The organism is Nisaea sp. (genome assembly GCF_039990255.1).
Taxonomy (GTDB): domain Bacteria; phylum Pseudomonadota; class Alphaproteobacteria; order Thalassobaculales; family Thalassobaculaceae; genus Nisaea.
Genome location: NZ_JBDXGG010000018.1, coordinates 1,071,569 through 1,090,676 on the forward strand (window position 1 = coordinate 1,071,569; position 19,108 = coordinate 1,090,676).

At 58.7% G+C, this 19,108-nt stretch carries 20 protein-coding genes; 9 read left to right on the plus strand and 11 right to left on the minus strand.

The genetic code is table 11. The features are described 5' to 3' along the window. Window positions 1–4 precede the first annotated feature (4 nt). The 4 genes from ABJ076_RS15265 to ABJ076_RS15280 all read left to right on the plus strand — a co-directional run bounded on the left by ABJ076_RS15265 (window position 5) and on the right by ABJ076_RS15280 (window position 3,557). Complete coding sequence (locus tag ABJ076_RS15265; protein WP_348184837.1) at window positions 5–757, plus strand: CoA-transferase; 753 nt, start codon at window positions 5–7, stop codon at window positions 755–757. An 81-nt stretch (window positions 758–838) separates the two neighbouring features. Further along, on the plus strand, window positions 839–2,053 hold the full coding sequence (locus tag ABJ076_RS15270; RefSeq protein WP_348184839.1) for a CoA transferase: 1,215 nt from the start codon (window positions 839–841) through the stop codon (window positions 2,051–2,053). Window positions 2,054–2,129: 76 nt separating this feature from the next. Next, window positions 2,130–2,528 (plus strand): peptide-methionine (R)-S-oxide reductase MsrB, encoded by a 399-nt coding sequence (gene msrB / locus ABJ076_RS15275; protein ID WP_348185910.1) that lies wholly within the window; start codon window positions 2,130–2,132, stop codon window positions 2,526–2,528. 75 nt (window positions 2,529–2,603) lie between these two features. Then, a complete protein-coding gene (locus ABJ076_RS15280; RefSeq protein ID WP_348184841.1) occupies window positions 2,604–3,557 on the plus strand; it encodes a D-2-hydroxyacid dehydrogenase family protein in 954 nt (317 codons plus the stop codon). Window positions 3,558–3,678: 121 nt separating this feature from the next. Here ABJ076_RS15280 and arsC read toward each other — a convergent pair whose 3' ends face one another. Genes arsC through ABJ076_RS15300 form a run of 4 tightly spaced genes read right to left on the minus strand, consistent with a single transcriptional unit; the run spans window position 3,679 to window position 6,194 of the window. After that, window positions 3,679–4,026, minus strand: coding sequence for an arsenate reductase (glutaredoxin) (gene arsC, locus ABJ076_RS15285; RefSeq protein WP_348184843.1), 348 nt, complete (start codon window positions 4,024–4,026; stop codon window positions 3,679–3,681). A 14-nt stretch (window positions 4,027–4,040) separates the two neighbouring features. Next, window positions 4,041–4,832, minus strand: coding sequence for an enoyl-CoA hydratase-related protein (locus ABJ076_RS15290; RefSeq protein ID WP_348184844.1), 792 nt, complete (start codon window positions 4,830–4,832; stop codon window positions 4,041–4,043). Between the two features lie 4 nt (window positions 4,833–4,836). Further along, window positions 4,837–5,472 (minus strand): class I SAM-dependent methyltransferase, encoded by a 636-nt coding sequence (locus ABJ076_RS15295; protein WP_348184846.1) that lies wholly within the window; start codon window positions 5,470–5,472, stop codon window positions 4,837–4,839. Next, on the minus strand, window positions 5,469–6,194 hold the full coding sequence (locus tag ABJ076_RS15300; protein WP_348184848.1) for a ribonuclease activity regulator RraA: 726 nt from the start codon (window positions 6,192–6,194) through the stop codon (window positions 5,469–5,471). Before ABJ076_RS15300 ends, ABJ076_RS15295 begins: the two co-directional genes overlap by 4 nt. Window positions 6,195–6,347: 153 nt before the next feature. Between ABJ076_RS15300 and ABJ076_RS15305 the strand changes: the two genes are divergently transcribed. Beyond that, window positions 6,348–7,361, plus strand: coding sequence for an aldo/keto reductase (locus ABJ076_RS15305; protein WP_348184850.1), 1,014 nt, complete (start codon window positions 6,348–6,350; stop codon window positions 7,359–7,361). A gap of 12 nt (window positions 7,362–7,373) precedes the next feature. Here ABJ076_RS15305 and ABJ076_RS15310 read toward each other — a convergent pair whose 3' ends face one another. Then, a complete protein-coding gene (locus tag ABJ076_RS15310; protein ID WP_348184852.1) occupies window positions 7,374–7,829 on the minus strand; it encodes a cyclic nucleotide-binding domain-containing protein in 456 nt (151 codons plus the stop codon). 102 nt (window positions 7,830–7,931) lie between these two features. After that, window positions 7,932–8,291 (minus strand): TfoX/Sxy family protein, encoded by a 360-nt coding sequence (locus ABJ076_RS15315; RefSeq protein WP_348184854.1) that lies wholly within the window; start codon window positions 8,289–8,291, stop codon window positions 7,932–7,934. Between the two features lie 290 nt (window positions 8,292–8,581). Here ABJ076_RS15315 and typA point away from each other — a divergent pair, with 290 nt between their 5' ends. Then, window positions 8,582–10,408, plus strand: a complete 1,827-nt coding sequence (gene typA / locus ABJ076_RS15320) for a translational GTPase TypA (protein ID WP_348184856.1) — start codon at window positions 8,582–8,584, stop codon at window positions 10,406–10,408. A 118-nt stretch (window positions 10,409–10,526) separates the two neighbouring features. Continuing rightward, window positions 10,527–10,928: a rhodanese-like domain-containing protein gene (locus tag ABJ076_RS15325; RefSeq protein ID WP_348184858.1), complete on the plus strand. Its 402-nt coding sequence runs from the start codon at window positions 10,527–10,529 to the stop codon at window positions 10,926–10,928. 57 nt (window positions 10,929–10,985) lie between these two features. On the opposite strand, the gene ABJ076_RS15330 is transcribed toward ABJ076_RS15325, so the two are convergent. From ABJ076_RS15330 to ABJ076_RS15350, 5 genes are all read right to left on the minus strand, one after another. Continuing rightward, window positions 10,986–12,668 (minus strand): methyl-accepting chemotaxis protein, encoded by a 1,683-nt coding sequence (locus ABJ076_RS15330; RefSeq protein ID WP_348184859.1) that lies wholly within the window; start codon window positions 12,666–12,668, stop codon window positions 10,986–10,988. A 76-nt stretch (window positions 12,669–12,744) separates the two neighbouring features. Then, window positions 12,745–13,191 carry a cache domain-containing protein gene (locus tag ABJ076_RS15335; protein ID WP_348184861.1) on the minus strand — a complete coding sequence of 149 codons (447 nt, stop codon included), beginning with the start codon at window positions 13,189–13,191 and terminating at the stop codon, window positions 12,745–12,747. Window positions 13,192–13,451: 260 nt separating this feature from the next. Beyond that, window positions 13,452–14,945: a M81 family metallopeptidase gene (locus ABJ076_RS15340; protein ID WP_348184863.1), complete on the minus strand. Its 1,494-nt coding sequence runs from the start codon at window positions 14,943–14,945 to the stop codon at window positions 13,452–13,454. A 3-nt stretch (window positions 14,946–14,948) separates the two neighbouring features. Further along, window positions 14,949–16,346: a M20 family metallopeptidase gene (locus ABJ076_RS15345; RefSeq protein WP_348184865.1), complete on the minus strand. Its 1,398-nt coding sequence runs from the start codon at window positions 16,344–16,346 to the stop codon at window positions 14,949–14,951. Window positions 16,347–16,378: 32 nt separating this feature from the next. Further along, window positions 16,379–17,152: a 5-oxoprolinase subunit PxpA gene (locus ABJ076_RS15350; RefSeq protein WP_348184867.1), complete on the minus strand. Its 774-nt coding sequence runs from the start codon at window positions 17,150–17,152 to the stop codon at window positions 16,379–16,381. 137 nt (window positions 17,153–17,289) lie between these two features. Here ABJ076_RS15350 and pxpB point away from each other — a divergent pair, with 137 nt between their 5' ends. Then, complete coding sequence (pxpB, locus tag ABJ076_RS15355) at window positions 17,290–18,027, plus strand: 5-oxoprolinase subunit PxpB (protein ID WP_348184869.1); 738 nt, start codon at window positions 17,290–17,292, stop codon at window positions 18,025–18,027. Next, window positions 18,024–19,055: a biotin-dependent carboxyltransferase family protein gene (locus ABJ076_RS15360; protein WP_348184871.1), complete on the plus strand. Its 1,032-nt coding sequence runs from the start codon at window positions 18,024–18,026 to the stop codon at window positions 19,053–19,055. Before pxpB ends, ABJ076_RS15360 begins: the two co-directional genes overlap by 4 nt. Window positions 19,056–19,108: the final 53 nt, after the last annotated feature.

Here is a 19,108-nt window from a genome sequence, read left to right on the forward strand (position 1 = left end):
TACGGTGACAGCAACGACAGATGGCGTACGCGCCGAGGAAATCCTGATCGCCTCCATCGCGGATATGCTGGACGGGCTCGGCCATATCGCCGTCGGCGCATCCTCCCCGGTGCCCGGAGCGGCGGCCATGCTGGCCCGAGCACGGCATCCGGACCGGACGCGGGTCTCTGTGCTGGGCAGTGAAGACAACAACTTCTTCACCGATGGCGGCAAGGAGCTGTTCGATTGCGCCGGGCAGGGCCGCATCGACGCGTTCTTCCTCGGCGGCGCGCAGATCGACGGGCAGGCGAATATCAATCTCGTCTCGGTCGGCGATCCGGACAAGCCGAAGGTCCGGTTTCCGGGCTCCTTCGGGTCCTCCTACATGTACTTCACCGTGCCGCGCGTAATCCTGTTCCGTCTGGAGCACACAGCGCGCACCCTGGTGGAGAAAGTCGATTTCATCAGCGCGCCCGGAACATCCGAGCCGAATATCTACCGGCCGGGTGGGCCTTATGCCCTGATCACCGACCGCTGTTTATTTCATTTCGACCGTGAGAAGGGGCGTTTCAGTCTCGCGAGTGTCCATCCTGGGCATACGGTCGAGGAAGTCAGGGAGCAGACAGGTTTCGAGTATGACGAGCCGGCCGACGTTCCCGAGACACGGCTGCCGGATGCCAAAACCCTTGAGACCATCCGAGGGCCGGTTGCCACGCAGATTGCTGAAATCTATCCGGGCTTCGCAGCCGAGGTCTTCGGGATCGGAAAAGCAGCCTGATAATTGACCCGGTACCACTGGGTTTCCAGAATGACCGATCGTTTTGACCGGTTCCAGCCTTGAGAATTGAGGAGTAACGGAATGAGTGGCACTGCGGCATCCGCCGGCGCGCTCCAGGGGATCAAGATTGTCGATTGCACACGCGTGCTCGGCGGTCCGTATTGCACCCAGATGCTTGGGGACCACGGCGCGGAGATCATCAAGATCGAGCCGCCGCAGGGCGACGAGGTGCGGGACTGGGGCCCGCCATTCCATGAAGGCGATGCCTCCTACTTCATTGGTGTGAACCGGAACAAGAAATCCCTCGGCCTCGACCTTTCGAAGGAAGAGGGCAAGCAGGTACTGTTGCGCCTGCTTGAGGATGCGGATGTCCTAGTCGAGAACTACAAGCCCGGGTCGATGGAGAGGTGGGGGCTCGGCTATGAGGACGTGCTGAAGGAAAAGTTCCCGAAGCTGGTGCATTGCCGGATTTCCGGATTTGGCTCCGACGGTCCCTATGGCGGTTTTCCGGGCTATGACGGCATCATTCAGGCCATGACCGGCTGGTTCTCCGTGAACGGCTCGACACCCGTTGATCAGACCAGGGTAGGCATTCCGATGGTCGATATGGGAACGGGGCTCTATGCCGCGAACGCGATCATGATGGCGCTGTTCGAACGACACAGCTCCGGCCTCGGCCAGTATGTCGACATGACGCTGTACGATTGTGGCCTGTCGTTGATGCATCCGCACGTCGCCAACTATGAGCTTTCGGGCAAAGTGCCGGGGATTACCGGCAACCAGCACCCGAATATCAGTCCGTATGACAAGTTCTCGACCCAGACAGGTGACATTTTTGTCGCGGGCGGCAATGACCGGGCCTGGCAGCGTATGACGGCAGAGCTTGGAAAGCCGGAATTGGCCACGGACCCTCGGTTTGCCAGCAATGCGGATCGTGTGACCAACCGTGATGCCTTGCGGGCAGAGCTTGAAGTTCTGTTAAAGAATAAGGACGGAAACGAGATTTGTGACCGCCTGCTGAGGGCGGGAGTGCCTGTCGGGCCGATCCGGGATACAGCGGATGTCATGACCCATGAGCACACCAAGCACCGGGATATGGCAGTCGAGCTAGACTGGTACAAATCATGGGGAATCCCGATCAAGCTTTCCCGCACACCCGGCTCGGTGAAATCGGTGCCGCCGAAATTCGGTGAGCATGGCCGCGCCATTCTTGCCGAGCATGGTTTTAGCGAATCAGAGATCACCGCTCTGGCCGATCAGGGTGTTCTGGTCGAGGAACGGCGCAAGGCAAAATAACGGATTGCGGAAAGGTGACTTGCCTGAACCGCGCATGGGCACAATTTCAGCCCTGACAAGGGGATCGGAGGGCATGATGGATAAGGTCGTGAAGAGTGACGCCGAGTGGCGGGAGCAGCTCACAGACGAGCAGTTTCAGGTGACTCGCAAACATGCGACGGAACGCCCTTTCACGGGTAAGTACGCTGACACCACGGATCCGGGGACCTATACCTGCGTCTGTTGCGGAGAGCCGCTTTTTGAAAGTGAGACGAAATTCGATGCTGGCTGCGGCTGGCCGAGTTTCTATCAGCCGATCGACGGGGCAAATATCGAGAGCACCACCGATCGGAGCCACTTCATGGTTCGGACCGAAGTGCATTGCGCGAAGTGCGAAGCCCATCTCGGACATGTGTTCCCGGATGGGCCGCAGCCGACCGGTTTGCGCTACTGCATCAATTCGGCGTCGCTCGATCTTAAGCAAGAGGACGAATAGAAACTATGTGAACCGGATAAAAAATGTCCGTAAAACAAATTGTTATAAAAATAAACTAAAGTGACAGGTGAGGAAATGCCGAAGATTGCGATTCTGGACGACTATGCGAATGTTTCTCTGCGCATGGCGGATTGGGGAAGCCTGCCGGAGGGGTACGAGACGGTCGTCTTTACCGATAATCTGGTAGAGCACGACGCGCTGGTCGACCGTTTGAAGGACTTTGAGATCGTCTGTGCCATGCGGGAGCGCACGCCGTTTCCGGCCGAGATTTTCCAGCGTCTGCCCAACCTGAAACTGTTCGTGACCAGCGGCATGCGGAACAACGCGGTCGATTTTCCGGCGGCCCGTGCCTGCGGCATTCCGGTGTGCGGCACGGCGACCAGCGGGAATACGACGAAGGAACACACCTGGGCCATGCTCATGGCATTGGCACGGCAGGTCGCGCATGACGATCGGATGATGCGGGAAGGCAAATGGCAAACCCGGATCGGCGTCGATTTGATGGGGCGGACGCTAGGTGTCATCGGCCTCGGCAAACTTGGCAGCCAGGTATCTGGTGTTGCAAAGGTTTTCGGTATGGATGTCGTCGCCTGGTCGCCGAATCTGACCGAGGAACGGTGTGCGGAAGTTGGCGTACGCAAAGCGGATAGTAAGGAAGACCTTCTGCGACAGGCTGATATTGTCTCGATCCATGTCGTGCTCAGCGATCGTTCCAGAGGCCTGATTGATGCCGCCGCTTTGGCGGAGATGAAACCGACAGCGCTGCTGGTGAACACAGCGCGCGGCCCGATCGTTGACGAGGATGCATTGATCGAGGCGCTGAAGAACAACCGGATCGCTGGCGCTGCCGTTGACGTCTTCGAACCGGAACCGCTTCCTGCGGATCATCCTATCCGGACGCTCGATAATATTCTGCTCACGCCGCATATGGGTTACGTGACCGAGGAAACCTACAAGCTATTCTACGGCGAGATGGTTGAAGACATCAAAGCCTGGCACGCAGGAGAGCTCATTCGCGTTTTGAATTGAGCGTGATCCTACCGAGAGCGAGATACTGAACGAAGAAGACCAGTTCCGCGTTTGAGGATAGAAAACCCGTTCCCTCATGTTGCGGAACTCGGTCTCCGGCCAGGTCTATTGACCTCGTCGCCTAGAGGACTTTGAGAACGTCTTCCGGCGGGCGGCCGATGGCTGCCTTACCGTTGGCTAGGACGATGGGGCGCTCGATAAGAACCGGGGTTTCATGCATGGCCTGAAGAAGCATTGCACGGTCCTTTGAGCCGTCTCCGAGCCCGAGGTCCTTGAATGCTGCTTCCTTGCGTCTCATTAAATCCAGCGGCTCTATGCCCAGAAGACCGAGCACTTCCTCTAACTCCGAAACACTCGGTGGGGATTTCAGATACTCCCGGATCTCCGGCTTGACTCCTTTATTTCGAAGTAACTCCAACGTCTGCCGTGATTTTGAGCAGCGCGGGTTGTGATAGATGACAACGCTCATTGGGATGCTCCGGTCTATTTTCCCTGAAAATTTGGCGCGCGTTTCTCTAGGAAACCGGCGATGCCTTCCTGGTAGTCGTCCGTATAGCCGCACTGACGCTGGAATTCCGCTTCCATATCGAGCTGTTCTGCCATCCCGTTATCGAGTGAGGCGCGCATGATCTTCTTGATGCTGGCGAGTGCGATTGGAGCCTTCGCTGCCAGTGTTTGTGCCAGCGCCTCGGCTTCTTTAAGCAGGGAGTCATCCTCGACTGATGACCAGATCAGGCCCCAGTCGGCCGCCTGTTTGCCTGTCACGGGCGCGCCGATCAGTGTCATGCCAAGGGCCCGGGCGAGCCCGACCCGGCGCGGCAGTACGTAGGTTCCGCCTGCATCCGGCACCAGACCGATATTGACGAAGGCCTGCACGAACTTTGTGTTGTGGCCAGCCAGCACGATGTCGGCGGCCAGAGCCAGGCTCGCGCCGGCACCGGCTGCAACGCCATTGACCGCCGAGATGATCGGCATCGGCAGCGCGGCCATGCGTTTGACCAGCGGGTTGTAGTTCTGCTGAATAGACTGGCTGAGATCGCGCCGCTCGTCCGGACTGTTTACTTTCCTGTCTGCGAGATCCTGCCCGGAGCAGAAGCCGCGACCGGCGCCGGTCATGATCACGCAGCGGGCGGAGGCCGGTTTTTCCAAGCGCGTGAAGACGTCGCGCAACTCCTCGTGCATGACCGCCGTGATGGCGTTGATCCGCTCAGGCCGGTTCAGTGTGATGCGGGCGATGTTGTCTTCGATCGAGAAGAGCAAGGTTTCGTATGTCATTGAATTAACCTAATTTCTTAAGAATAAGGCGGGTGAATGAAACGCTGTCGCGTTCCAGCTCGTCGCCGTTTTGTTCGCGATGAATAAGGGAAAGCCCCTGCGCTTCGGCGAGGGCCAGGAAGGGATCTGCGTCTGACTCGAGCATTGGCCGGTCCGCCGGTGCCGGTCCGTGTCTCAGCAGCACGGAGAAACGGCCACCAGGCGCGAGCAGCGTGGCGAGGCACTCCATGCCTTGATCCCGCTGGTCGTGCGGCAGATGCATCCACACCGAGTTCATCAGCATGAAATCAAACTGTCGGCCAAGCGCATGGACCTTTGCGAGGTTGGGCAGGCGGTCATCGAGCCAGGTCGCCCGGGAGTCTGGATAGAGCGTCTTGGCCTCCGCGCGCATGCCGGCGGCGGGCTCGACCGCGACCACTTCCAGCCCCCGGGATTCAAGGCCGTTTACATGGGCCCCGTAACCGGCGCCGATATCCAGCGCATGGCTTCCCGCCGGGGGAAGGAACGGGGTGTGGAAGGTGATGAATTTATCGCTGTGGGTAGCTGATTCCGAGCCTGCGGACCACTCCGTCCGGAAGCGCCGCGCGTCGCGATCGTAGACCGCGATCAGTGCTTCGTTATCGGTCTCGGTAGTGCTCACGCTTCGGCGTCCCGCTTCTTCTGCCATTCCACATAGCGCGCCTTGGTTGCATCGTCTGGCGGATAGGTCCCGCGCAAAGGCTTGCCGCTCGCGACTTCCTCGGCAATGAAAACTTCCATCTTCTCCTGATCGTAAGACTGTTCGGCGATCTCTTCGGCTAGATGGGCGGGCAGAACCACAAGACCTTCCGCGTCACCGACCAGCACGTCGTCCGGATAAACAGCGACGCCGCCGCAGGCGATGGGGGTGTTCAACTCGGCCACTGCATGGTGCTTGATCAGGCTGGTTGGGGCGGAGGGGCCGCCGACATAGCAGGGAATGTCGTATTCCGCGATCTCGTAGGAATCGCGGATGCCGCCGTCGGAGACGAACCCTGCAACGCCGCGCACCTGCAGGCGGGTCATCAGGATGTTGCCGGCGGAGGCAGCGCTGGCGTCCTGACGGCAATCCACCACCAGGATCTTGCCGGCTGGTATGGTCTCTATGGCCTTGCGCTGCGGGTGATCGTAATCGTCATAAGCGCTGATCTGGTCGATATCCTCGCGCGCCGGGATGTTCCGCAGGGTGAAGGCCTCGCCGACCATGTTGCGGTCATGTGCCGTCAGGCGGCTGACGCCCTGAAGGCACTGATTGCGCAAGCCGCGCTTCAGAAGCTGCGTTGTCAGGGTCGCGGTGCTGACATGCGCAAGCTTTTCCCGTGCCGTGTCGCTCAGTCCGGTCATTGAAGGTCCTCCCGGTGCCGGTTTTTTCATTGGACTGCATCAGAGCATGGAGAGTTCACGATCCTCAAGTGCGGTCGTCGCTAATCCCGGCTATTCTGTCATTCCAGAACCGCACCTGACGCAACCGGGCGGCAAACTATTGGGGAAGAAACCATGGAATACCGCAATCTCGGGCGCTCGGGACTGAAGGTCTCGAAACTGTGCCTCGGCACCATGATGTTCGGCGGGCCGACAAGCGAGGCCGATTCTCATGAGATCATTGCCGAAGCGCGGGATTTAGGGGTCAACTTCATTGATACCGCCGATGCCTATTACAAAGGGAATTCCGAGCGTGTGGTCGGCAAGGGGATCGCCGCCGAGCGGGATTACTGGGTGCTGGCGACCAAACTCGGAAATTCGATGCGCGAGGGCGATCCGAACGCGCGTGGCTTGTCGCGGAAATGGGTGTTGCAGGCCTGCGAGGAATCGCTGGAACGGCTCGATACCGAATATATAGACATCTACTACCTGCATAAGGAAGACCATTCGACGCCTCTTGAAGAGACCGTGAATGCCATGGCGGACCTGGTCCATGCTGGCATGATCCGGCATTTCGGCGTCTCCAATCACCGCTCATGGCGGGTGGCGGAGATTTGCAATCTGTGCGATGCGGCGGGGATCGACCGTCCGGTCGTCAGCCAGCCTTATTACAACGCAATGAACCGGATGCCGGAGATCGAGCATCTGGCGGCTTGCGACTATTACGGCCTTGGCGTCTTCCCTTACAGCCCGCTCGCCCGTGGGGTGCTCTCCGGCAAATACAAGCCGGGTGCCGAACCCGCCGAAGGCACGCGCGCCGCCCGCGCCGACACCCGCATGATGCAGACCGAATGGCGCGAGGAAAGCCTGGTGATTGCGGAGAAGATCAAGGCCCATGCGGAAGCCAAGGGTGCAAGCATCATCGACCTTGCGGTCGGTTGGGTGCTGAACAACGGCCTCATCACCGGCTCCATCGCAGGTCCCCGCACGATGGAGCAGTGGAAATCCTACGCAAAGGCGCTGGAATACGAGTTTACCGAAGAGGATGAGGCGTTGATCAACGGTCTGGTCCCGGAAGGTCACCCGTCCACGCCGGGCTACAATGATCCGGCTTATCCGTTGGAAGGTCGGGTGGCGCTGACGGGGTAGCCGTCATTTGTCTTACTTCGCGACGCCTTCCTCGAAAAAATCGCCAAGGCTGTGGTTAGGTTCGAAGACTTCTTTGACCTGACTGCGGCTGGCATTCTTGTAGTTCTTCATGATGAAGCTGTAGGCCTGATCGAGCTTATGGGCCTGATTGAGGATGATCATCTTGGGCAGTTTCGCGCATTTTGCGATATCAGCACGGATGCGGTCTGCGCGCACGCGGGCGTAGGCGCCTTTGGAGAAGCCGACAAGGGTGCTGGCATAGGGGCGCTTCAGAATGGCAGAACTCTCACCGAGCAGAGCGCCGCGCTTGAAGGTCGTGACCTTTCCGTCCAGCTCGATATAGAGACCTGGGCTGTGCTCCATCGCTATCTCGCCACTGAGGACGTACATGACATAGTCCGACGGATCATCATGCTCACAGATGACGTCGCCAGAATCGAATTCGATCCGGTCTGATTCGGGAACCATAGATGTTTCTTTTTATCGTCTGGACGTTTATTTAATGGATATTAATTTGTATTAAATAATCCTTAAACGCAAGCGTCTGGATGGGTGTCTTGGATTTTTTTGTTAATTATATTTTCGTTTTTTCTTAGGTTTATGTGCCTTGAGGGCCGCGTCGATGGCCGCGCGGGCCCAATCTAAAAACAACTCTGGGTCCTCCATTATGTCTGTCGGAACCTCCCAGTAACTGCCGACCGTGACCTCGCCTTTCTTTGTATTGTAGCGAAACGGCTCGCTGCCACGTTCCTCGAATGCAGGGCGATTCCCGTCGTCTACGCGGAAATAGGGCAGGTCCCCCAGCAACAGGGCGAAATTTACCTCGCCGTATTTGATGCCATAGCCACCGAACATGTGGTGAGCATGGATATCGCCTAACGGCTCCAGCATGTCGGTGATGAAGTCCGCGAGTTCTCTCGATGCGGCCATGCTCACTCCCTCTTTTTTTTGTTCTCTTATTGTTCCCGTTTATCGGGTTGCTGGCAAGACAGGGCGGCATCACATCGAAGGGCAATGCCAAGAGTCAGCACAAGCGGGGCTTCAAGTGGGATGCAGCCATGCAATCCAGCCCTTGTTTCGCGCTGCAATATAAGTATGTTAGCGCCGAGTCATTTTGACACTGCCGGGCCTGAACCGCCCTGGGCTAAATCAACGCAGATTTGCACGCCTGGCACCGCGCCGTAATAGCGGCGCGCGGCGGACCTGTTCGGAGTCGTTCCATGGAACTGAGAAACATCGCCATCATCGCCCACGTTGACCACGGCAAGACGACGCTTGTCGACGTGCTCCTGAAACAGACCGGTACGTTCCGCGAGAACCAGCAGGTCGAGGAACGGGCGATGGATAGCAATGATATCGAGCGTGAGCGCGGTATTACCATTCTCGCCAAATGTACCTCGGTCGAATTCGGCGGCACCCGTATCAATATCGTCGATACACCGGGCCACGCGGATTTCGGTGGTGAGGTTGAGCGTATCCTGTCCATGGTGGACGGCGTTGTCGTTCTGGTGGACGCGGCCGAAGGGCCGATGCCGCAAACCAAATTCGTGCTCGCAAAGGCCCTGAAGCTTGGCCTGCGCCCGATGGTCGTGGTCAACAAGGTCGATAAGCCGGAACAGCGCGCCTACGAAGTGCAGGATGAGATGTTCGACCTGTTCTCCGCGCTTGAGGCGAATGAAGATCAGCTCGACTTCCCGTCGCTGTTCGCCTCCGGCAAGGCCGGCTGGGCGAGTGAGACACCGGAAGAAGTCGGCACCGACATGACGCCGCTGTTCGAACTCATCCTGAAGCATGTTCCGGCACCAGACGTCGAAAAGGACGCGCCTTTCAAGATGCTGGCGACTACGGTCGAGGCCGATCCCTATCTCGGCCGTCTGCTGACAGGCCGTATCGAGACCGGCACGGTGAAGCCGAACCTGACCGTGAAGGCGCTGTCCCGCGACGGCAAGATTCTGGAGCAGGGCCGGATCACCAAGATCCTCGCCTATCGTGGTCTGGAGCGTGTGCCGTTGGAAGAAGCTGTGGCCGGTGACATCGTGGCGCTTGCCGGGCTTTCTAAATCAACAGTCGCCGACACGATCTGTGTGCCGGAAGTGACCGAGCCGATCGTTGCGCAGCCGATCGACCCCTCAACCATCGCCGTGACCTTCTCCGTCAATGACAGCCCGCTCGGTGGTCAGGATGGTGACAAGGTTACGAGCCGGGTGATCTGGGACCGGCTGCAGAAGGAAGCGGAAGGCAACGTTGCCATCCGTGTCTCCGAAACGGCCGATAAGGATGCCTACGAGGTTTCCGGTCGCGGTGAATTGCAGCTTGCCGTGCTCATCGAGCAGATGCGCCGAGAAGGCTTCGAGCTGTCGATCAGCCGTCCCCGGGTGCTGTTCCAGGCCGATCCGCAGACCGGACAGCGTCTGGAACCGATCGAGGAAGTCGTCATCGACGTGGACGAGGAATTCTCCGGCGCCGTCGTGGAGAAGATGCAGCAGCGCAAGGCTGAGCTGATGGACATGCGTCCGTCCGGTGGCGGCAAGCAGCGTGTGACCTTCCGCTGCCCGTCGCGCGGCCTGATCGGCTATCATGGCGAATTCATGACCGATACCCGCGGTACCGGCATCATGAACCGGGTGTTCGACTCCTTCGGCCCTTACAAGGGGCCGATACCGGCGCGCCGTAACGGTGTGTTGATCAGCCTGGAGAAGGGCAAGGCAGCGGCTTATGCGCTGTTTAACCTGGAAGAGCGCGGCCCGCTGATGATCGGCGGCGGTGAGGATATCTATCCGGGTATGGTGATCGGAGAGAACAGCCGGGGTAACGATCTTGACGTTAACCCGCTGAAGTCCAAGCAGCTCACCAACTTCCGGGCATCGGGCAAGGACGATTCTATCGTTCTCACTCCACCGATCCGGATGACCCTGGAAAAGGCGATCTCCTATATTGGCGATGACGAGCTGGTCGAGGTGACACCGAATCACATCCGGCTGCGCAAGCGCTATCTCGATATTCACGAGCGCAAGAAGCACGCCCGCAAGGTCGCTGCCGAAGGCTGACCTCTAGCAATCTTCCGGCGGGAACTGGAGCATCAGTCCGGTTCCCGAAAGGCCATTCCGTTTGCGCGCCGCGCACACTAGGCTCTTCCCAGAAACATAATACTGAGGGAGGGCCTCAATGGCCGAGAAAACCATCAAAACAGTCGACTCCATGGTGGCCGAGGCCAACGAGCAGGTCCGCATCGTGTCCGTAGAGGATGCGAAGACAATGGTCGGAAATGACGACGTGACGTTCATTGATGTCCGTGATGTGCGCGAGATCGCCAAGTCCGGCCGCATTCCGGGGGCGCGACACGTCCCGCGCGGCATGCTGGAATTCTGGATCGACCCGGCGAGCCCTTATTACAAGGACTTCTTCGGCGAGGACAAAACCTTCGTGTTTTATTGCGCTGCGAGCTGGCGCTCGGCGCTGTCAGCCAAGACAGCGCAGGATATGGGGCTTACGCCAGTGGCCCATCTCGAAGGCGGTCTCGGCGAGTGGCTCAAAGCGGACGGGCCGGTCGAGACCAAAGAGGCGTAAAAAAAATGACCGGGCATTTGTCCGGTCGTTTTCATATGAGTGGATGTTTCTCTCAATTCAGGCGGAGCGGACTTCTGAAAGGAATGCATCGACCTGGCTGCGTAGAGCACTGACAGAGTCATTCATGCGCGATGCTGTGCCGGTTACATCTGTTGCTGCCGAGCTGGTTTTCACCGTCGCCTGGTTCACAAGAGCAATGCTGTTCGTGACCTCGTCCGTCCCTGACGCTGCATCCTGGACATTACGTGAAATCTCGGATGTCGCGGCAGATTGTTCCTCGACCGCGCCGGCGATCATTGTTGAGGATTCAGACAGTGTCGATATGAGGCTTGTGACGCGATTGATCGCCTCGACGGCTGCCGTGCTGGACTGCTGTATTTCCTGAACCTGCGTGGAAATCTCTTCGGTCGCCTGGGCGGACTGGTTGGCCAGGCTCTTGACCTCGCTCGCGACCACAGCAAATCCCTTGCCTGCATCACCGGCACGCGCAGCCTCAATTGTGGCGTTCAGTGCGAGCAAATTCGTCTGTTCAGCTATATCGCGGATCAAGGTAACGATTTCACCGATTTTTTCGGCGGATTGGGCCAGGGCTTGCATCTGTTCATTGGTGTTCTCGCTCTCTGTCACAGCAGAAGCGCTGATCTGGGAGGCATCCGAGACCTTGCTGGTAATTTCTCCGATTGATGCGGAGAGCTCTTCGGTTGCGGCAGCGACTGTATTCACATTGGTCGAGGCGAGGGATGCTGCTGATGACACCTGATCCGACTGGACATTGGTTTCCCCGGCGGCATCAGTCATCGCATTGGCGGTCTGGTTCAGTGTTGATGCCATGTCATTGAGTTCGGTCATGGACTGGCCTATCAGGCTTTCGAAACGAGCGATTGCCTCTTCAATCCTGTGGCCGCGCTCCGATCGTTCCCGCTCTTCACCTTCCTGTCGCGCGCGCATTTCCTCGCGCTCGATCAGCCCTTCCTTCATGACATCAAGCGCGTTAGCGATGGCGCCGACCTCGTCTTTGCGGTCCTGGTCCGTGATCTTTGTGCGGCTGTTACCTGCCGCGATTTGCTTGATGACCGCTGTAATGCGGCTGATCGGTGTTGTGATGGCACGGCCAGTAAAGATGCTGACGGTAAGAGAAAGAATGAATGAGACGACAACAACACCCATTACCTGCAGCTCAGCAATATTCTGAGCTGCATCGGCCTGATCCTGCAAATTTTTTGCAAGCTGAACAATGTCACGTGATAGTTCTTCGATCTTGCCGGAAACGTCGAGCAGACGGACATGGGCATCTGTCATCAGCATTGAGGCGAGGAATGCGTCAACGGCTACGGTATCAAGCGTTTCAGTCGCGGCTTTTTGATATTCTCCGTAGCTTTCCCTTAGTGTGTTTACGGCATCCAGGTCGTTGGCGTGCGCGTTTGCAGCGATTTCTCCAATGAGCGAGTCGACCTCGTTGAAGATTACGACTGCTTCCTTCGCCGCCTTCTCTACGTCCGCTGCTGCAACTCCGGCTTGTTGCCAGCTTAGAGCGCGGAACAGGGTGGCGTGACCGGCGTTCACCTGTACGCGCAGGTCTTTTGTCTGAAGAACTTGTTCCCCTGCGCGCGCCGCCTGGAGCCTAAGGTCGCCTGTTTCTTGAGAGGACAAAAAGAACACAGTGGCGATGACTAGAATCATCACGCACGCGATGCCCGGCGCAATAAGTGTTTTCTGAATTATCGGTAAGTTCTTAAGCATTTTAGGCGATCCCGGTCCCCAACAGATCTCTGAGCCGGGAGCGACGTTGTTCGCTCCCGGCTTCTTAACAAAGCAATTAGCGCTTGTAAGCGCCCACACCGACAATGTGATCCGCTACCCGGATGATGTAAGACGTCTTCGGCTCCACTGCTTTTGTGGTTGGGTTCTGCCACTTGTAATCGACCCAGCCATCGCTGGAAATTTTTGTCATTTCCTGAACAAACAGCTTGCCATCGACATCGCGCAGGCCGGACAGGTCACGGCCAACGAGAGACGCTTTGGCGCCGTGCGCGATTGTCTTGCCAGAGAGATCGAAGACAAAAACATAGAGGTCGCGGTCGTGCCATGCGCCGCCAGGCGCCATGAAATCCTTAATGGCGGGATCGAATCCTGCGGATTTCATATGTGCGGCCGCTTTATCAGCCATCGCTTTGGCTTCAGCTTCCGTGCCGAAATCCGCCGCGTTTGCACCGGTCACTGCGGTGAAAAGCATTGCTGCGGCGACGATGAATTTCTTGAGCATAGAAAGAATTCTCCAAGGATCAATATTGCTGAATCGGGTGACCTTGGTTGCATTAACCAAGAGCCGGTCGTTCCCAAGCGTTCTTATGTCGGCGAAAAATTAACGAATGCTTAATTTTCAGCCCGTTAACCGGCATCGGAATCTCAATATTTCATAAGGCATTGGAAAAATAAGGAAAAAATTCACCGAAGAGTTTGCAAAATCAACCAGGGGCATAATTGATTAAAATTTAAGGAAAATAATGCTTGAGGATGATTCTTTCATTTCAAATTTTTGTCTAACGGCCAAATAGGCCGTCGAAGATTCTTATAGTTAAAGCTGTCGTAATTCTGAGACACGAGACAACCGCTATCCACCAATACGACATCGCAGGCAATCGGTTGGAAAGCTGCCCTGAAATGATGGGAAGACTTGACGGCGATCACATCGAGTGCAGCCGGATCGATCCCGAAAAGTTTGAAAGCCTGCTGGTCGGTGATCTGAAGGTTGCTGCTGGCGATGACAGTCTTCACCCCTGATATATCCAGCAAGGCAGAGCGGCCGAGACGTACTTCCATGTTGGCCCACATGGGACCGTCGCAGACAAACGCCCCGGTTTGGCTGAGGGCTATAACAGTGGCGTCTGTCTCAATCGGCGGGCCGTAGGTCCCGGGGGCGATCTTGGCTCCAAGGGAGATTGCGATGCGCGCACCAATGCCCTCGGCATGAGCGTGTTCGGCAACGGACGGGTCGCAGATGGCTGCCATCGCCGCGTTCTCGACGCCGTTCCGGATAAGTGTTTCCAGCAGGCGCACGCCATCCCCATAACCGCCGCCACCGGGATTGTCCGTGGTATCGCCAATGACGAGCGGCCCGTTGCCGGTCTGACCTTGCTTCATACTGATAGCAACGTCAGACAAGGAGAGCAGGGGGACAGTATTGATTGCGCGTGTGTTCCAGACGAACTGCATCAGACTCTGAGCAATTTGCCGGCCCTTTGCGGCGTTGCCGTTCGTCGTGACGCTAACGGAAGGGCCGGTCTCGGCGATGTCTGACCAGGCGAAACCTGCACAGAGGCCAATTTCAAGAACGGATGGATCGGCCGCTTTGATCTCCGCGGCCCGTGCCAGCAGCTCCACCATCGGACCCTCCTGCGTGCGGCCGTGGTTGAGGCCATCAAGCGTCGGCCGCCTGGCAACAATGGTAACCGGCTTGATGTCCTTTTCCATCGCCCGCTGGAGCAGCGAAGCCGCCTCCGTCGCGACTTCATACTGATCGATATGCGGATATGTCCGGTAGGGAACCAGAATGTCGGCAAGCGTGGCCATGCGGTCCGTCACGTTCGCATGCAGATCGAGCGTCACGGCAATCGGGACATTATTACCGAGACGGTCACGCAACCGCTTCAATAGGTCGCCTTCTGCATCCTGGGTGCTCTCGGTCACCATGGCGCCGTGCAGGGCGAGCATGATCCCGTCGACCGGTCCCGTGTCGAGACCGGCCAGAACAACGCTGCAAAGCTCCTCCCAGGCCTCCGCTGTGGTCATGCCGCTTGGTGTCGCATGGGCTGCGACGGTCGGGATTAGCTCCCAGCCATAGGTCCGCGCGGCGTCGATATGCGCCGCAATTTCCGTTGCGGTGCCGGACATATGCGCGGCAATCTCGTCGCCGAAATAGCATTGCCGACGCAGATAGGCATCCATACCGGTCCGGAGCACGCTGAACGTGTTGGTCTCGTGGCTGATTTCGGCCGACAGGACACGCCGCGCGGTCATTGCCTACCAGCTTTTCGGCAGGGTGCCGTCACCGATATCCCAGAACAGCCCGGCCATCACTTCCAGCCCCTCGCGCAGGATCGGTTTCAGGTTGTGCTCGTTCGGGGCGTGCTGGGAACAGCCGGAGTAAGAATGCGGCACCCAGATCGTCGGCAAGCCGAGCGTGTCGGAAAAGACTTCGTTCGGCAGGGAGCCACCAAGATTTGGTAGGATGGTCGGGTTTTTCTCGGAAGTCTTCTTGATCGAGGCCACGGCCCACTCGACGAGCGGATGGTCCGGCTCAAGCCGGGTGGCGGTCATATAGTCTCGCTCTACAACGGCTTTGGCCGTTACCTGTGGGAAGCCTTCACGCTCCAGGTGACGTTGTAGGGCCGGGACGATCTCTTCCGGATCGGTACCGACGACGAAGCGAAGCTGTGCCCGGCAGGTTGCCTTGCCTGGTATGGCATTTACCGGCCGTTCCGGCTGACCCGCGATATAGGAGAGAATTTCGAAACTGTTCCATCCGATGACCCGTTCAATCGGAGTCAGGGATTCCTCGCCCCAGTTCGGGTCGATTGCGGGGGAGCCGGGAGTAACTTCCCACTCACACTCCGCCAGAACCTTGCGAACAGCCGGTGTCAGGGTCGTTGGGCGCCATTCCGGAACCCGGATCTGGCCGCGTTTGTCGGTAATCGTCGCCAACGCGTGCGCGAGAATGATGGCGGGGTTGGGCAGCAACCCGCCCCAGTTCCCGGAATGGTGCGCGCCTTCACGAAGATCGCAGGTAATGTCGAAGACATAGCCGCCGCGCGAGCCCATGAAGACACACGGCTTGCTGGCGTTGAAACGCGGTCCATCCGAGGAAATCAGAAAGTCGGCCTTGAGTTTCTCCTTATGCAGCTCTGCAAACTCCGCCAGGCCCAGAGAGCCGCACTCTTCACCGCTCTCGATCAGGATCTTGGAGTTGAAACCGAGCTTGCCGCGGGTCTTCAGAACAGCGGCAAGTCCGGCGATATTGACGCAATGCTGGCCCTTGTTATCAGCGATGCCGCGCCCGTAGAGCCGGTCGCCGACTTCGGTCAGGGTCCACGGATCGCGATCCTCGTCCCACTGGCCTTCCATGCCGTTTACAACATCGCCATGTCCATAGGTCAGGACAGTCGGGAGGCTCGGATCCTCGATACGTTCCGCGATCAGCAGAGGCCCGGCCTTGGAGGAAGGATTGGGGAGTTTCGTGCAGCTATAGCCCATGGGCTCCAGCGTCTGCTGCATCTCGTCCAGATAAGCGTCTATCTCGGCTTTACGGTCGGCATAAAGCTGACTTTCGGTGCGGATGGCGATCCGCCTGCTCATATCCTCGAAGAAAGCGCCTCTATCGAAATAATCTGCGGCTGCGGCGATGGCTTGCTCACGACTCACTAGGGTAGCTCCTGGTTTGGCAATATCGATGATCAGTTAAGCGGGACTTCTGGAAGGGTGACGACGTCAATACCCTTTGCCTCAAGCGCGGCCCGGACGGAGGCAGCGACGGCTGGGCCGGTCGGCTCGTCGCCATGAATGCAGATCGAATGTACGGTGACGGGAACGTCCACGCCATCGGTCGAGCGAACCTTGCCGGTCTCGACCATGCGCAGGACATGCTCGACCGCCTGTTCGGGGTTGCGGATCATGGCATCGTCGCGCTTCCGGCTTGTCAGGTTGCCTTTTGCATCATAGGTCCGGTCAGCGAACACTTCGGAGGCTGTCGGCACATCAAGCGTCGCGCCTGCTTTCATCAGCTCTGACCCGGTTGTCGCCAGCAGGATGATATCGGGGTCGACCGCCTTGGTCGCGCGTACGATGGCTTCGGCGAGATCCCTGTCCTCGGAGGCCATGTTGTTTAGCGCGCCATGGGGCTTCATGTGGGTGACTTTCATACCGTGCATTGCCGCCATCGCCTGTAGTGCGCCGATCTGGTAGGCGATCATCGCCTCCACCTCGCGCTTGGCCATGGTGATGCGGCGGCGGCCGAAGCCCCAGAGGTCGTTGAAACCCGGATGCGCTCCAATGCTGACGCCTTCCGCTTTGGCCGTTCCCACAACGCGGTCCATCACGTTGGCGTCCCCGCCGTGGAACCCGCAGGCCACATTAGCGGAGCCGACAATCTTCAGCATGGCCATGTCGTCGCCGATATCGTAGGCGCCGAAGCCTTCGGCCATGTCGGCGTTCAAATTCACTTTGGTCATGGTTACGGTCCGTGGCTATTGTCTGGATGCGCGGGTCGCGGGTCCGGGACGCATTGTCGAGGGGCGATGGGTCGATAGGATCTGAAGACTAGCGCCAAAGCTTTCGTGCGGTCCATCTCCGGAATAGAACCATTGTGATGTCGGAACCTGTTTTTCTTCCCGCCGGGGATACGGCCCTTGTCGTGCAGTTCGGTGAAGCCGTCGACGCGGCCGTAAACCGCCAGGTGCGCCATGTCGCGGCCAAGCTGCGCGAGCTGTCATTGGCCGGTATCGTCGATATCGTGCCGACGATCCGCTCCCTGATGGTGCATTACGACCCTCTGGTGACGCGTTCCTCCGAGTTGCAATCGGCGATCTCGGAAATCCTGCATCATCAGCATGAGGGCGAGGACGGCTACCGGCTGTGGTCCGTTCCAGTCTGCTATGAGGGCGAGTGCGCGCCCGATCTGGAAAGCGTGGCGCGGGACATGAAACTGGATACCTCGGAAGTGGTTCGCGGTCACACGGCCGCACCGCAGGAAGTCCTGATGATGGGATTCCTGCCGGGTTTTCCCTACCTTGGCCTGCTGCCCGAGACATTCGACGTTCCGAGGCGGTTCGAGCCGAGGGTGAAGGTGCCCGCACGCTCGATCTCCATCGCGGTCCGTCAGACAACGGTCTACACGGTCGAGAGCCCGGGCGGATGGCATCTGATCGGCCGCACGCCGATCGAGTTTTTCGATCCCAAACGGGATGAGCCCATTCTGGTCGCGGCCGGGGACCGGATTCACTTCGAGGCCGTGCCGATAGCCGAATACGAAAAGCTGCGAAAAGCCGTCGAGTCCGGAGACTATGTTCCGGTCGTGCAGGACATCGCACCGGGAGAGGGCGCATGAGCGGGCTCAGGGTGATCCAGGCCGGTTTCGCGCCGACCCTGCAGGATTTCGGCCGCCCGGCTTTCCAGAACCGGGGCGTCCCGGTATCGGGAGCGCTTGACCCGGTTTCTCTTCGGATCGGCAATGCGCTGGTCGGGAATAACGGAGGGACGGCCGCCATCGAGTTCCGGATGATCGGGCCGGTTCTTGAAGTTATGGCCCAAAGCGTCCGTGTCGCGCTGGTCGGCACCCGTGCCGGGATTGTCGTCGAGGCGGGGGAGCGCACCGAGCTGCCGTCATATCAGAGCGTCATGCTGAAACGCGGGCACCGGCTTTCCGTCAATCCGGTGACAGACAGCGGAGCCGCCTATCTCTGCGTCGAGGGAGGCTTCGACCTTCCCGCCGTGTTTGACAGCCTTTCCACCTATGGCCGCTCCCAGATCGGCGGGTTTCAAGGTCGCGCCCTGAAGGACGGGGACGATTTGCCGTTGCGTCTGAACGAAGCTCCCGAGCGCGGCGAACTTCGGCTGGAGAACCCCGGCTATCTCGATGCTTGTGGCCCGGTCCGTGTCGTGTTCGGCCCGCAGCGGGATTATTTCACCGACGAGAGCGCCGCCGCTTTCCTGACCAGCGCATACAAGGTCAGCCGGGAAGCGGACCGGATGGGAATGCGCCTGGAAGGACCGGCGTTGGAACATGCGCGCGGCTACAACATCACCTCGGACGGCATCGTCACCGGCGCCATCCAGGTGCCCGGCAACGGCCTGCCGATCATCCTCTTAGCGGATCACCAGACAACGGGCGGATACCCGAAAATCGGCACCGTCATTTCCGCCGATATCCCGCGTCTTGGCCGTCTGAAGCCGGGCGATACCCTGTCCTTCGCGGAAGTCAGCGTTGCCGAGGCTGAAGAAGCGCGCCGGGAGCAGGAAAAGGAGATCAAGAGGCTGATCGGATCACTGAGCCCGGCGGCGGCCTGGCTCGACGAGACCGCGCTTTATCAGGAAAATCTGATCAGCGGCGTGGTGCATAATGGGGAGGCTGTGTAGGGCGGGCCTTCATAAACGGGCGCGTGCCGATGACTACTTTCGGTAAAATCTCG